Here is a 14,763-nt window from a genome sequence, read left to right on the forward strand (position 1 = left end):
TTTCTGTTTCCCTTATATATAAGGTATAAAACGAGAATAGTAACCAAGACAAGAGATGTAAGTATAGAAAGATGCTAAATAAAGAAGAACTTGATTTAAGCCGAATTCCACAACACGTGGCAATCATCATGGACGGTAACGGACGTTGGGCAAAGCTGCGTGGACAAGAGCGTAGCTTCGGACACCAAGCCGGTGCCGAAACTGTGCATATCATTGCAGAAGAAGCGTCAAAATTAGGCATCAAATATCTGACTTTATATACGTTCTCCACCGAGAACTGGAATCGTCCTTCTAATGAAGTCGCTGCATTGATGGCGCTTCTTTTCGATTCTATCGAAGAAGAAACTTTCATGAAGAACAATATCAGATTCCGAATCATCGGAGACCTGACCAAGTTGCCCGCCAACGTGCGGGAACGCCTGGAAACGTGTGTCGCGCATACCGTCAACAACACAGGAATGTCTCTGGTACTGGCTATCAGTTACTCATCCCGTTGGGAAATAACGGAAGCGACCCGCCAAATTGCAACTCTAATACACAAAGGCGAATTAACTCCCGGACAGATAGACAGCAATCTGGTATCCCAGCATCTTACCACCAGCTTTATGCCCGATCCCGATCTGTTGATACGTACGGGCGGAGAAGTTCGTCTAAGCAATTACCTGCTTTGGCAATGCGCTTACTCGGAGCTTTATTTCTGCGACACCTATTGGCCGGACTTTCGTGAAGAGGAACTTTACAAAGCCATTTATGACTATCAGAAGCGTGAACGCAGGTTCGGAAAAACCAGTGAACAAATCAGTTGACCGAACAAACACAAATTGTAAAATAGTAAATTGTAAAATAGTAAATAAAAAGATGTACTATCGTATTTTCTCCATACTCGTAACGTTTATCTGCCTCTTTAGCTGTGTACCGACCAGCTCGGCACAGGACATTAGCAACACCGATGAAGCCGAAAAGCCGGTTATTCTTTACTCGGGAACGCCTAAGAAATATGAAATAGCAGATATAAAGGTGGTTGGAGCCAAGAATTATGAAGATTATGTAATCATCGGTCTATCCGGTTTGTCAAAAGGCCAGACCATTACCGTACCCGGTGATGAGATAACGCAAGCTTGTAAACGTTATTGGCGTCACGGTTTGTTCTCTGATGTACAAATCACAGCGGATAAAATCGAGGGCGACCAGATTTGGCTTACAATCCATCTGACAATGCGTCCCCGTGTTTCCGATATCCGTTATCACGGCGTGAAGAAATCGGAACGTGAGGATTTGGAAGCCAGAGTAGGTTTGATTAAAGGTAATCAGATTACGCCGAACTTGATAGACCGCGCTAAGACGCTGATAAAGCGTTACTTTGACGACAAAGGTTTCAAGAATGCCGATGTCATCATCACCCAGAAAGACGATCCCAACAATGCCAATCAAGTCTTGGTCGACATCAACATCGACAAAAAGGAGAAAGTAAAAGTACATAAGATTACCATTACCGGTAACCAGGCCATCACCACCAAGAAACTAAAGCGCGTGATGAAGAAAACGAATGAAAAGGGAAAGCTCCTTAACCTGTTCCGCACCAAGAAGTTCGTTGAAGAAAACTTTGAAGCCGATAAACAGCTGATTATAGATAAGTACAACGAATTGGGTTATCGTGACGCCATGATCGTAAAAGACAGTATTAAGCCTTATGACGACCGTACGGTAGATATTTCCATGGAAATCGAAGAAGGTCAGAAATACTACTTGCGTAATGTAACCTGGGTCGGCAACACCCTTTATCCTTCCGAGCAATTGAATTTCCTGCTTCGCATGAAGAAAGGTGACGTCTACAATCAGAAGTTATTGGAAGAACGTACCAGCACAGATGAAGATGCAATCGGTAACCTCTATTATAATAACGGTTATCTCTTCTACTCGCTCGACCCTGTGGAAGTTAATATCGTAGGCGACTCCATCGACCTGGAAATGCGTATCTTCGAAGGCCGCCAGGCTACCATCAACAAGATTAGCATCAATGGTAACGACCGCCTATACGAAAATGTAGTTCGTCGTGAACTTCGTACCCGTCCGGGACAGTTGTTCAGCCGTGAGGACTTGATGCGTTCCATGCGTGAAATCCAGCAAATGGGACACTTTGACCCTGAACAAATCCAACCGGACATTCAGCCGAAACCGGAAGACGGTACGGTAGATATCGGCTATGACCTCGTCTCCAAAGCAAACGACCAGGTAGAATTCTCTGCCGGTTGGGGACAAACGGGTATCATCGGTAAGTTGAGCCTGAAGTTCACAAACTTCTCCGTTGCCAACTTATTGCATCCGGGTGAAAACTATCGCGGTATCCTGCCGCAAGGCGATGGACAGACGCTGACTATCAGCGGACAAACCAATGCCAAATATTATCAGTCATACAGCGTATCATTCTATGACCCGTGGTTTGGCGGCAAGCGTCCGAATGCGTTCTCGGTATCTGCGTTCTACTCTCGTCAGACAGACATCAGCAGCCGTTACTATAATTCAGCGTACATGAATAACTATTACAACAGCTATTACAGCGGCATGTACGGTTATGGTATGTACAACTACGGTAACTATAACAATTACGAAAACTATTACGACCCGGACAAATCCATTCAGATGTGGGGATTGGCCGTGATGTTCGGTAAACGTCTGAAATGGCCGGATGATTACTTCCAATTTACGGCAGAGTTGTCCTACCAACGTTACATCCTGAGTGATTGGCAATACTTCCCTGTTACCAACGGTAAGTGTAACAACCTGAGTATAAACCTCACCTTATCACGCAGCTCTATCGACAATCCGATTTATCCGCGTCAAGGTTCCGAATTCTCGCTGTCGGCACAGTTGACGCCGCCTTACTCCTTGTTCGACGGTACAGATTACAGCAAATACAGTACCAGCAGTCAGGACGACATGAACAAGATGCATAAATGGATAGAATACCACAAGTGGAAATTCAAATCCAAAATATACATCCCGTTAATGGACCCTATCAGCGTAAAACGCACTCCGGTATTGATGGGACGCGTAGAGTTCGGTTTGTTGGGACACTACAACAAGTATAAGAAATCTCCGTTCGAAACCTTTGACGTAGGTGGTGACGGTATGACAGGATATTCCAGCTACGCAACCGAAAGTATTGCCTTGCGCGGATATGAAAACAGCTCTCTTACTCCTTATGGATACGAAGGCTATGCATATACACGTCTCGGTCTGGAATTAAGATATCCGCTGATGCTGGAAACAAGTACCAGTATTTATGCGTTGACTTTTGTTGAAGCCGGTAACGCTTGGCAAGATGTAAACAAATTCAACCCGTTTGATTTGAAACGTTCTGCCGGTGTCGGTGTCCGCATCTTCCTTCCTATGATTGGTATGATGGGTATCGACTGGGCTTACGGTTTCGACAAAGTATTCGGAAGAAGTGAGTACGGCGGCAGCCAGTTCCACTTCATCTTAGGACAAGAGTTCTAATTTGTTTAACTAAAACCAGAACGTTATGAGAAAGAGTTTATTAATCATGTTTCTGCTGTTTACCGTAGGTATGACAGCCAATGCACAGAAGTTTGCCCTGATTGACATGGAATATATCTTAAAGAATATCCCGGCATACCAAAGTGCAACCAATGAGTTGAATCAGGCTTCCAAACAATGGCAAAGCGAAGTTGAAAAGCTGGGCAAGGAAGCCAAGAGTTTATACGACAGCTATCAGGCGTCTATCAAAACCCTTTCCGAAGCACAAAAATCAAAGAAAGAAGAAGAAATTGTTGCCAAAGAGAAATCTGCGGCGGAATTACGTCGTAAATACTTCGGCCCGGAAGGTGAGCTTTTCAAAAAGCGCGAAGCGTTGATGCAACCTATTCAAGATGAAATTTATGAGGCCGTAAAGGAAATATCCACACAGAAAGGTTACGCCGCAGTAGTAGACCGTGCATCCGCATCAAGCATCATCTTCGCTTCTCCAAGTATTGACATAAGCAATGAAGTGCTTGCAAAATTAGGATATTCAAATTAATTTCATACATTTGCATCCTATACAAGGAATAATCATTCAAAATAAATAATAAACATTATGCTTAAAAAAATCGCACTGCTCGTAGTTATGTTCGCTCTCCCTTTGGGAGCTATGGCGCAAACTAAATTCGCTCACATGAACTCTCAAGAAGTTATTATCACCATGCCGGAATATACAAAAGCTCAAGCCGACCTGGATGCTATGTCTAAAGAGTACCAAACAGAAATGCAGCGTACTCAGGAAGAGTTCAATAAGAAGTATCAAGAATTCTTAGCACAAGCTGACTCACTGCCGAAAAACATTGCCGAAAGACGTCAGAAAGAATTGCAGGATATGGCACAACGCCAGGAACAATTCCAACAAGAAGCTTATCAGTCTATGCAAAAGGCACAGCAAGACGCTATGGCTCCTATCTATAAAAAATTGGACGAAGCTATCCAAGCGGTAGGTAAGGCTGAAGGTGTAATATATATCTTCGACTTGGCTCGTACTCCGATACCTTATGTAGGTGCACAAAGTGTAGATGTAACCGCTAAAGTTAAGACACAACTCGGTATCAAATAATATCGGTATCAAATAAACCGCATACCTCTAAACGAGGAATTCATCGAAAAGGTTAAGCTGCTTGCAGCTTAACCTTTTTTTATATCCTATCACCTTTTATCCCCGTACCAAGTTCTTCGGGTACTTCTTCGGAACCGCCATCCTTGCCAATGTGGTTCTCGGCTATGTAGCCGAAATGGCAGGCTGGGACTGGACTTTCATACTCCTGCTTATTGCCTGCGCCTTGTCCATTTTGTTGATGTCTTTTACGTATAAAGACGAGAAAGCATTGCTTGCAGAAAGAAACAAACGTTAGAATTTTAAAATCGTCCTTCATGGTAAGCATGGCGCGCTTACTGTATAGTATTAATTAATCACAGGTTGATTGACAGGATTGGAATATGCGCCGAACTAATCCTGTTAATGAACCGCTATCGACAAAAGTATGAAAAAACACTTTTACACACACTTGGGGAAACACTTTGTAAAAATAGCATTTGTTTCCGTGTTAGGTTTGATTTCTGTATCCTGCTCCGATGATATACGGACGGATGGGTTTTCAACCAATGACATCCCAGAACTGCTACCCTTAAGTAATGTACAGAAAGAGATTCTGGCTTATCTTCCAAAAGACTGTATCATCGCCCATCGCGGTACCGAGTTTTGGGCTCCTGAAGAAAGTGAAGCCGCCATGCGCTGGGCGCGTAACATGGGCGCGGACTACCTTGAATGTGACGTACAGCGTACTAAAGATGGAGTTGTACTCGCCCTCCACGATGAAAGCTTACTTCGTACAACCGATGTAGAAGTTATCTACCCCAATCGTCAGAACGATTACGTAAGCGCTTTTACGTACGAAGAACTGTTGAAACTTGATATCGGTTCATGGTTTAAGGATGCTAATCCGGAACAGTGGCGGGAATCATTCAGAGGACTCGAGATTATCACAGTACAAGATGTTATTAAAATTGCGGAAGGTTATCGTTTTAAGCGTTGGGGTAAAGATACCAATGGTGTACTGGATGGTCATCGTTATGGCGAACGCATGTATGACAAAATACAGCTTCCCGATGGAAAAGTTAAATATGACTTTAAGTATGTAGAGGATGAAGCGGACAATGGTAACCGCCCGGGTATCTACGTGGAAACCAAATCACCGTCACTCTTCAGTGGAGTAGAACAGGATTTACATGATATCTTCGTGGAATATGGCTGGTATCACGACGACATCAACCAATTGAAACGGGTTCCTTACAAAAACAATACACCGGGGTTGGTTGATATTGCTAATACACCGGCACGTATCGTTTTGCAGACATTCTCCGATCCCAGTCTCAAAAGTTTCAATTCTGTGTTTAAGCGTACCATTCCTTATGCATACCTCTATGCAGATATGGAATCGACCCCTGCTACTTATGCGCGCCTTATCAACTTTGCTATTGAAAACGGTGCCACGATTATGGCTCCCAATATTGACTATGTTACCGGTTATCCAAGCAGTCTGAAAATATGGCAAGGAGAAATGATACGTCGGGCAGGCATGGATATTCATGCATGGTCATTCAATACCAATGAGCAATATTTGGCTTATACAGGTCCTTGGAGTGATCCAAAGGGAGAAGGCGGTGCAGATAAAAACTATCTGGATATGTCATTTACCAACCTGACAGATTTATGTATCCGGTATTATAACGATACAATGCAAAAATACAAGGACGCAGGTAAGAACTATTTCCGTGACCAGACCCGTAACAGACATGCCGGTAAAGGTACAAAGACCGCACAGCAAGTGCTTGATGAGTTAGGCTACTAAATATCAACCAATTATAATAAAGACAATCATGAAGAAATATATTTTCCCGTTACTGGCTTTCGCTCTGCTGAGTACACAGAGCTGGGGGCAAACGAAGCCCACTGAGGCACAGACAGAACTCAATGCTTATATGGATGACGGTTTAGTGACATTCAAATCTCAGGACGGACAGTATAGTTTCCGCGTCGGCGGACGATTAGCGGTAGACGGTGCATATTACATCGATGACTATACAGACCGCAGTTCAGGTGCCGATCTGTCTTCGGCCCGTATACGTATCTTCTCCAAATTGGGTAGTAAACTTGATGTGAAGTTCGATATTGACTTTGCTTCCGGCGTATCTATCAAAGATGCCTATTTGCGTTGGCACACAGACCGTGCCGGCTTCTTGCGCGTCGGTCATTTTGCCGAACCGTTTTCTGCTGAAAACATAGCCAGTACATTCGACTATAACTTTATCAATAAGTCCGCCACCAACGAAGCCTTCGCACCCGGACGTGCTTTGGGAGTTTCCTACCGTCATTACAGTAACTATCTATGGGGCGAAGGTGGAATTTTCTCTCAGAAAATAGGTAAGTCTCATTCCAATGGTGATATGGGTTGGGGCGTAACAGCTCGTTTGCTGGCTCGTTACACCGGTGAAGATTGGGCTGTTCATGCCGGTGGAGCTTTCAGCTATCGTATTCCTGACGCCAACGGGTTCGCCAATGGCAATGATGACTATAACCGCTCCGTGATACTTGCGTCTTCACTGGAATCCGCCATTGATAAGACAAACATGCTCTATTCTAAAGTCAATAATGTTAAACAGACTCTCAAGTATAATATAGAGGGATTGGCTACTTGGAGAAATCTTTATCTGACAGGCGAATATACACATGGAAAGTATGTACGCGAAAGAGACTGGGATTATAACTTCCAAACATCACTCGGTACACTTATGGGTACCTTTACCCCTACACCGGAAATCTACAAGTCATTTTTCGGTCCTGATACCAACGCGGAATTCAGCGGCTATCAAGTACAGGCAGGTTGGTTGATTCGTGGCGGTGACTACCGTTACAACAAGGTAGATGCCTTGATGAACCGTCCCGGCAGAAATTCTCTCGAACTGATTGCCCGTTACAACCATACCGACCTCAACTATATCGAGCCGGGTAGCATCTTCATGAACGGTAAATTCTACTCCAATGAGATGATGGCGAGTTGGGGTATGGCCAATACCTCCGTCGTAGGTGGTGTAGCCAACACCTTTACAGTAGGAGTAAACTACTATTTCACACACAATATCGCTATGAAAGTCAACTATTCTTATGCGCATCTGGACCAACAGTACAGCGATGCTTTCAGATATGACAAGAATTTACACACATTGCAAATGAGATTGCAGCTCGAATTCTGATGCTGTAATTAATTTAAACTGTCCCCGTCACATGAGCACATGTGATGGGGATACTTAATTAGGAATCTCCTCATGTAAAGCATGAATTAAAGACGGAACGGCAAAAGGTAGAATTGCAGTATCACAAAATTTGTGCAATCCGTGCCCTATCCTCACAAATTACATTATCTTTGCTGCACACTATACTCTTAGCGTCAGAAAGATTGTATGAAACAAAAACTACCATCCAGTCCCGGTCCTATCGGTGTATTCGATTCCGGATACGGTGGGCTTACTATCCTGAGCAAAATACGGGAAGCCCTACCGGAATACGATTATGTCTATCTGGGTGACAATGCCCGCGCTCCCTACGGAACACGCTCGTTTGAAGTTGTCTATGAATTTACATTACAGGCAGTCACAAAGCTGTTTGAAATGGGTTGTCACCTGGTAATTCTTGCCTGTAATACGGCATCCGCCAAAGCTCTGCGTAGTATCCAGATAAACGATTTGCCACATCTCGACCCGGCACGCCGCGTATTGGGCGTTATCCGCCCTACTGTGGAATGTATCGGTAATATAACCCGTAGCCGGCACGTCGGAGTTCTTGCCACAGGCGGAACCATCAAGTCCGAATCCTATCCTTTGGAAATACATAAACTTTTCCCCGACATCAAAGTCAGCGGAGAGGCCTGCCCGCTATGGGTATCACTTGTAGAGAACAACGAAGCGCAAGGAGACGGAACGGATTACTTCATCCGCAAATATATAAACGAACTTCTGGCCAAAGACCGGGAGATAGACACCGCTATCTTGGGCTGTACACATTATCCGATACTATTGCCTAAAATCCGGCAATATATGCCTGATGGTATCACCATAGTATCACAGGGAAAATTAGTGGCGGACAGTTTGAAAGATTATCTCTGCCGTCATCCCGAAATAGATGCAAAGTGTACACAAGGCGGCGAATGTACTTATTATACAACAGAGGCGGAAGAGAAATTCGTCGAATCTGCATCTATCTTTCTGAATGAGGCGGTCACGGTACAGCGTATCGAGTTGTAGGCACAAATTGCCTGACATTAAACATTAAACCGAAAAAACTTGTTATATTTGTAAAACAAGAACTCTAAATTCATACCATTATGAAAGAAGAAGATAAAAGCAAGCTCATCGAAGTGTTCAAAGGATCGCTTTGGGAAGCCGAACTTGTAAAAAGTTTGCTGGGAAACAATGACATCGAATCAACCTTGAAAGATGGGATGGTAGTCAACATCGTCCTGCCCGAGACTGCTGTCGATGTAGCAGTGCTCGTCAATGAAGCGAATTATGAAGCAGCCATGGAGGTTGTTCGCTCATACGAAAAGAAAGAAGACGGAGATTAAACTTCCCACACCGGGAAACACACAAATATGGAACAACAACTAACGAGAATTGCTGTCAAAATAGGTAGCAATGTATTGACACGCCGTGATGGCACATTGGACGTAACCCGTATGTCCGCCCTTGTAGACCAAGTAGCAGAACTGCACAAAGCAGGCGTAGAAGTTATCCTCGTTTCTTCCGGAGCCGTAGCATCGGGACGAAGCGAGATACATCCCACCAAAAAGCTGGATAGCGTAGACCAACGCCAGCTATTTTCTGCTGTGGGGCAAGCCAAACTTATCAACCGCTATTACGAACTATTCCGTGAACACGGTATTCCCGTGGGGCAAGTGCTCACCATGAAAGAGAACTTCGCCACCCGCCGCCACTATCTCAATCAGAAGAACTGCATGACCGTAATGTTGGAAAACGGAGTGATTCCTATCGTCAACGAGAACGATACCATTTCCGTCAGCGAACTGATGTTCACCGATAATGACGAGCTTTCCGGACTGATAGCCTCCATGATGGATGTGCAAGCCCTGATAATCCTCAGCAATATTGACGGTATCTACAACGGCTCGCCGGCTGACCCTTCATCAGAAGTCATTCGGGAGATAGAGCATGGTAAAGACCTATCCTCATACATACAGACTTCCAAATCCAGTTTCGGGCGCGGCGGTATGCTTACCAAGACCAATATTGCCCGTAAGGTGGCCGATGAAGGAATTACAGTTATCATCGCCAACGGCAAACGTGACAATATCCTTGTCAATATCCTGAGAAATGAGGAATCAAGAATGAAAGATGAAGAACCTTCATCCGATATAACAGCACAGTCCAATTCTTCATCCTTCATTCCTCATTCCTCATTGAAATACACCCGCTTCATTCCCTCTCCCCAGCCTGTGTCCAGTGTAAAAAAGTGGATAGCTCACAGCGAGGGTTTTGCCAAAGGAGAGCTACACATCAACGATTGCGCCACACAGGTGCTTACTTCCGACAAGGCTGTCAGTATTCTTCCCATAGGCATCATTGATGTACGGGGCGAATTTGAAAAGGACGACATTGTGCGTATCATAGACTTTGAAGGAAATCCGGTGGGCGTGGGCAAAGCCAATTGCAGTTCGGAGCAAGCTCGCGAGGCTATGGGAAAACATGGTAAGAAGCCTGTGGTGCATTATGACTATCTTTATATAGAATAAGTCCGATTAATACCGATTATAATCACTACATTTGCAGAAGTATCAATTAATAAATCACAAAAAATGGATTTAAAAAAGACTTTTTCCGCCGTACAGTATGCCAGTCGCAAGCTATTGGCGCTGAACGACGAAAAGATTAACCAGATATTGCTGGCCGTTGCAGATGCAGCTGAGGAAAGAACAGAGTTTATTCTCGCCGAGAACCGGAAAGACCTGGAACGTATGGATATTTCCAATCCGAAGTACGACCGCTTGAAGCTGACGGCAGAGCGCTTGAAAGGCATTGCAGACGACATCCGCAAGGTTGCCAAATTACCCTCACCGATAGGACGCGTACAAAAACAGGGAGTGATGCCCAACGGGCTGAAAATAAAACGTATAAGTGTACCTTTCGGAGTAATCGGAATCATCTACGAAGCACGTCCTAACGTCAGTTTCGATGTATTTTCACTCTGTTTCAAGAGTGGTAATGCCTGCATACTGAAAGGCGGAAGTGATGCGGACTATTCCAACCTTGCCATCATCAGCGTGATACACGATGTGCTGAAACGATTTGAAGTAGACCTGCACATCGTGGAACTGTTACCCGTCGACCGTGAAGCTACCGCGGAATTACTGCATGCCAACGGCTATGTAGATTTGATTATCCCTCGCGGCAGCAGCAATCTTATCAACTTTGTCCGCCAAAATGCGACTATCCCAGTGATAGAAACCGGTGCAGGTATATGCCACACCTTCTTCGACCGCTACGGGGATGTAAAGAAAGGGGCAGCCATCGTCAACAACGCCAAGACACGCCGCGTCAGCGTGTGCAATGCTTTGGACTGTCTGCTCGTAGACGGTGACCGCATGAAAGACCTACCTGCGCTCTGTGCGCCGTTGCAGGAAAGCAACGTAATTATCTACGCAGACCCGTTTGCATACGCCTCTTTGCAAGGCCACTATCCAGCCGAACTGCTGAAAGAAGCCACTGAAGAGGACTTCGGTACAGAATTTCTGGACTATAAGATGGCCGTGAAAATAGTTGAAGGCATAGACAGCGCCATAGCGCATATACAACAGTATGGTTCCAAGCACAGCGAGTGTATCGTAACCGAAAATAAGGGACATGCCGACTGGTTCTGCCGCGAAGTGGATGCCGCTTGCGTCTATGTCAATGCTCCTACTTCCTTTACAGACGGCGCACAGTTCGGATTGGGTGCGGAGATTGGTATCAGTACACAGAAGCTGCATGCACGCGGCCCTATGGCTTTAGAAGAAATCACCACCTACAAGTGGATTATTGAAGGAGAAGGACAGGTAAGAAAGTAATAACGATTAATCACTAAAAAAAGTATGAAGAACTTTACTTGCGTGCAGGACATCGGTAACCTGAAAACTGCACTGGACGAAGCATTCGAAATCAAAAAAGACCGTTTCAAATATGTAGAACTGGGACGTAACAAGACACTGATGATGATATTCTTCAACTCAAGTCTGCGTACCCGCCTCAGTACTCAAAAAGCCGCCCTGAACCTGGGCATGAATGTCATTGTACTGGACATCAACCAAGGAGCATGGAAACTGGAAACCGAACGCGGCGTCATCATGGACGGCGACAAACCGGAACATCTACTGGAGGCCATCCCCGTAATGGGTTGCTACTGCGATGTTATCGGCGTACGTTCTTTCGCCCGCTTTGAAAATCGCGAATACGATTATAACGAAGTTATACTGAATCAGTTTATCAAATACTCCGGTCGTCCGGTATTCTCTATGGAAGCCGCCACACGCCATCCGCTGCAAAGTTTTGCAGACCTTATTACCATTGAGGAATATAAGAAAACGGCACGTCCCAAAGTTGTTATGACATGGGCTCCGCATCCTCGTCCGTTGCCGCAGGCCGTTCCTAACTCCTTTGCAGAATGGATGAATGCCACGGACTACGATTTTGTCATTACTCATCCCGAAGGTTATGAACTCGATCCGAAATTCGTGGGTAACGCTCGCGTGGAATACGACCAGATGAAGGCCTTTGAAGGTGCAGATTTCGTATATGCCAAGAACTGGGCTGCCTATACCGGCGACAACTACGGACAAATACTGAGTAAAGACCGTGACTGGACCGTAAGCGACCGCCAAATGGCCGTGACCAACAACGCTTATTTCATGCATTGTCTGCCGGTACGCCGTAATATGATTGTAACGGATGATGTGATTGAAAGTCCTCAATCTATTGTGATACCGGAAGCGGCCAACCGTGAGATTTCTGCAACAGTCGTGTTGAAACGTCTGATAGAAGGTTTATAAATAGTACTTTCCCGTAGTCGTAATCTCCGTATCTCTTATGGATGATACGCTTATATACGATACAAAATCTTATTATGGCTTATGTTTTTCTTCGTCCCGCAATTGTGGGATGAAGAAAAACATAAGCCATAAGTGTAACGGTATTTTGAATGTACCAAAAGTACAAAATCAAAAATAGAGGGATAAACTATTTCTCCGTTTCTTTCCCGGCCTCTTTCCAACCGATAAAGCCCTTGTCAAGGTCATAAACCTTATAGCCTTTCCGGCTCAAGATAGTAGCGGCTTTCTTACTGCGCTTTCCGCTGCGGCAATAAAGAGCTATCGGTTTATCCTTTTGAAGTGTAGAGTCTGCTATAACAGCAAACTGTTCGTCCAATACATTGATATTGATACTGCCCGGAATATGTTCTTCCGAATATTCGGCAACCGTGCGTACATCCAATCGCTGGATATCGGGATCAGCTATCAATGTTGCAAACTCATCCGTCGAAACGGATTCGAAATCCTCTCCTTTCTGCTGACAGGAAACGAGAGTGGAAAAGAACAGGCAAATACCTGCAAAAAACGCTTTCATAAGTTTACTCATTTTAGTCGGAATTGAAAATGTAATCAAAGTTATAACTTTTTCGTTTATGATGCCGGATATCGCGGAAAATATCTGCATAGTCTTCACTATACAACAAAAAAGAGGATGCTCGCTCAACCGGCATCCTCTTTCCTTTTGTTACCTCTACCACAGAGGCTCACTAACCATTATTATAAACAAATGCACACAATTAGAATTGGAACATCAAACGAGCTTGAAGCACGTGGAAATTCTTGTCATATTGGAATTTATCACGGTCAAGACGATTGTATGTGTAGCTCAACATCACTTGGGCAAACTTATTGAAAGAGTAGTTTACACCCAGAGTAGCGGAATGCATATTACCGCCACCTACACTTAATGAAGTAGAAGGATAGTCTGCCAACAGTCCGTTAGGGTAGTATTGGTCACGTCCGGGAACATACTTTTCACCTTCAACGATATCATTCAATCCGGTATAGCTGTAACGTGCAACCACTTCAAGCGCTCTGCCATTCAAACCTTTCAACAAAGCATCAGAATTGCTGTACTGATACGGATCACCGAAGATTTTATAACCGGCTTCAATATAGGCGCCATGGAAAGAGTTATCGCCGAGCGGATTACCTTTTTGCCATGATTCAAGTGTTCCCCAAGAATCGATAGAGCCCAAATTAGCCTCAAACAATGCCTGGTCGTCACGGTCTTTAGTAACATGCTTGTACATATACTCACCACGAGTAAAGAAATTATCTGTTTTGTATAAGAACTCAGCACCCACATCAAATACGTTTTTCGCCCACGGCAGTTGGGCTGACAAGAAGTCCTGAGTGGCGTCTACATAAGTTTCCAATGAAGAACCGATATTCAACTCTGTTTTCAATACGTTATTTTCTACTGTACCTGTAGCAATATTGGCATAGCGGAAAGCAGCTCCTACGTGGAATGTTCTGTCCTCGTTATTGATAGGACGCCATACCCAACGGCCACCGAATGACATACCTTGATAGCCTGCAGGCTGGTCATTGTACTTATTTTCCGCAAATACACCTTGATTGGCAAAGAAATGATCATTGTAGAAAATATAGCTCACCCCCAACTCACGGGATGGCGAGAAAGCGTTGGCGGCAGCCGAACGGGAAATAAAGTGCAAACTTCCGCGACTGGTATTGTTTGCCATTGATGCCGGATTGTTGTAGTAACCGGCTTTAAAGCGATGAGTACCCTTTGCACCTTCCAACGAGTATTGCAGGAAAATATTCTTCTGTGAGAATTTACCCTTGGAAAAATCAAAATCCGCATAGAAGTACCAGTCTTCATAACTCATCGAGGTACGAATGCGTGCATCGGTAATAGCAGCTCCCGATTTCACCGGAGTGAAGTCAGAGTGATAGTATGCACCGTCCATCATAAAACGTGCGCCAATCGTAAAGTTCAAGTTTTCCTTGGCGTTGCTAACATTAACAACCGGCTTATTATCAAAGTCCTGAGCTTGGATTACCGATCCTGACAGTGACAATGCAGCCAATACCGGCATTAAAATATACTTTTTCATATAAT

Annotated in this window: 13 protein-coding genes and 1 pseudogene; 12 read left to right on the forward strand and 2 right to left on the reverse strand. The window is 44.5% G+C overall.

Going from position 1 to position 14,763, the window contains the following annotated elements; genetic code table 11:
- Positions 1-71: 71 nt before the first annotated feature.
- The 12 genes and pseudogenes from I2F54_RS07040 (at position 72) to I2F54_RS07095 (ending at position 12,638) form a co-directional block, all read left to right on the forward strand.
- Positions 72-806: an isoprenyl transferase gene (locus tag I2F54_RS07040; RefSeq protein ID WP_009121867.1), complete on the forward strand. Its 735-nt coding sequence runs from the start codon at positions 72-74 to the stop codon at positions 804-806.
- Between the two features lie 52 nt (positions 807-858).
- Complete coding sequence (gene bamA, locus I2F54_RS07045; RefSeq protein ID WP_009121866.1) at positions 859-3,498, forward strand: outer membrane protein assembly factor BamA; 2,640 nt, start codon at positions 859-861, stop codon at positions 3,496-3,498.
- A gap of 25 nt (positions 3,499-3,523) precedes the next feature.
- Positions 3,524-4,039 (forward strand): OmpH/Skp family outer membrane protein, encoded by a 516-nt coding sequence (locus I2F54_RS07050; protein WP_009121865.1) that lies wholly within the window; start codon positions 3,524-3,526, stop codon positions 4,037-4,039.
- A gap of 57 nt (positions 4,040-4,096) precedes the next feature.
- Entirely contained in the window at positions 4,097-4,603 is a 507-nt protein-coding gene (locus I2F54_RS07055) for an OmpH/Skp family outer membrane protein (RefSeq protein ID WP_009121864.1), read from the forward strand.
- Positions 4,604-4,709: 106 nt separating this feature from the next.
- Positions 4,710-4,898: pseudogene (glpT, locus tag I2F54_RS07060) on the forward strand (glycerol-3-phosphate transporter); the annotation flags it as partial.
- A 129-nt stretch (positions 4,899-5,027) separates the two neighbouring features.
- Entirely contained in the window at positions 5,028-6,395 is a 1,368-nt protein-coding gene (locus tag I2F54_RS07065) for a glycerophosphodiester phosphodiesterase family protein (RefSeq protein ID WP_087413259.1), read from the forward strand.
- 28 nt (positions 6,396-6,423) lie between these two features.
- Complete coding sequence (locus I2F54_RS07070; RefSeq protein ID WP_195500857.1) at positions 6,424-7,797, forward strand: OprO/OprP family phosphate-selective porin; 1,374 nt, start codon at positions 6,424-6,426, stop codon at positions 7,795-7,797.
- Positions 7,798-8,004: 207 nt separating this feature from the next.
- A complete protein-coding gene (gene murI / locus I2F54_RS07075; protein WP_022218775.1) occupies positions 8,005-8,844 on the forward strand; it encodes a glutamate racemase in 840 nt (279 codons plus the stop codon).
- Between the two features lie 80 nt (positions 8,845-8,924).
- Entirely contained in the window at positions 8,925-9,164 is a 240-nt protein-coding gene (locus I2F54_RS07080; protein WP_009121859.1) for a DUF2007-related protein, read from the forward strand.
- 27 nt (positions 9,165-9,191) lie between these two features.
- On the forward strand, positions 9,192-10,349 hold the full coding sequence (gene proB / locus I2F54_RS07085) for a glutamate 5-kinase (protein ID WP_195500858.1): 1,158 nt from the start codon (positions 9,192-9,194) through the stop codon (positions 10,347-10,349).
- 63 nt (positions 10,350-10,412) lie between these two features.
- Positions 10,413-11,660 carry a glutamate-5-semialdehyde dehydrogenase gene (locus I2F54_RS07090; protein ID WP_195500859.1) on the forward strand — a complete coding sequence of 416 codons (1,248 nt, stop codon included), beginning with the start codon at positions 10,413-10,415 and terminating at the stop codon, positions 11,658-11,660.
- Positions 11,661-11,684: 24 nt separating this feature from the next.
- Positions 11,685-12,638, forward strand: coding sequence for a Rossmann-fold NAD(P)-binding domain-containing protein (locus I2F54_RS07095; RefSeq protein ID WP_087426679.1), 954 nt, complete (start codon positions 11,685-11,687; stop codon positions 12,636-12,638).
- Positions 12,639-12,825: 187 nt separating this feature from the next.
- Here I2F54_RS07095 and I2F54_RS07100 read toward each other — a convergent pair whose 3' ends face one another.
- Together I2F54_RS07100 and I2F54_RS07105 are read right to left on the reverse strand one after the other, a co-directional pair.
- Positions 12,826-13,212, reverse strand: coding sequence for a rhodanese-like domain-containing protein (locus tag I2F54_RS07100; RefSeq protein ID WP_174263178.1), 387 nt, complete (start codon positions 13,210-13,212; stop codon positions 12,826-12,828).
- 202 nt (positions 13,213-13,414) lie between these two features.
- On the reverse strand, positions 13,415-14,758 hold the full coding sequence (locus I2F54_RS07105) for a porin (RefSeq protein ID WP_195500860.1): 1,344 nt from the start codon (positions 14,756-14,758) through the stop codon (positions 13,415-13,417).
- Positions 14,759-14,763 lie beyond the last annotated feature (5 nt).

The organism is Bacteroides clarus, assembly GCF_015555825.1.
Taxonomy (GTDB): Bacteria; Bacteroidota; Bacteroidia; order Bacteroidales; family Bacteroidaceae; genus Bacteroides; species Bacteroides clarus.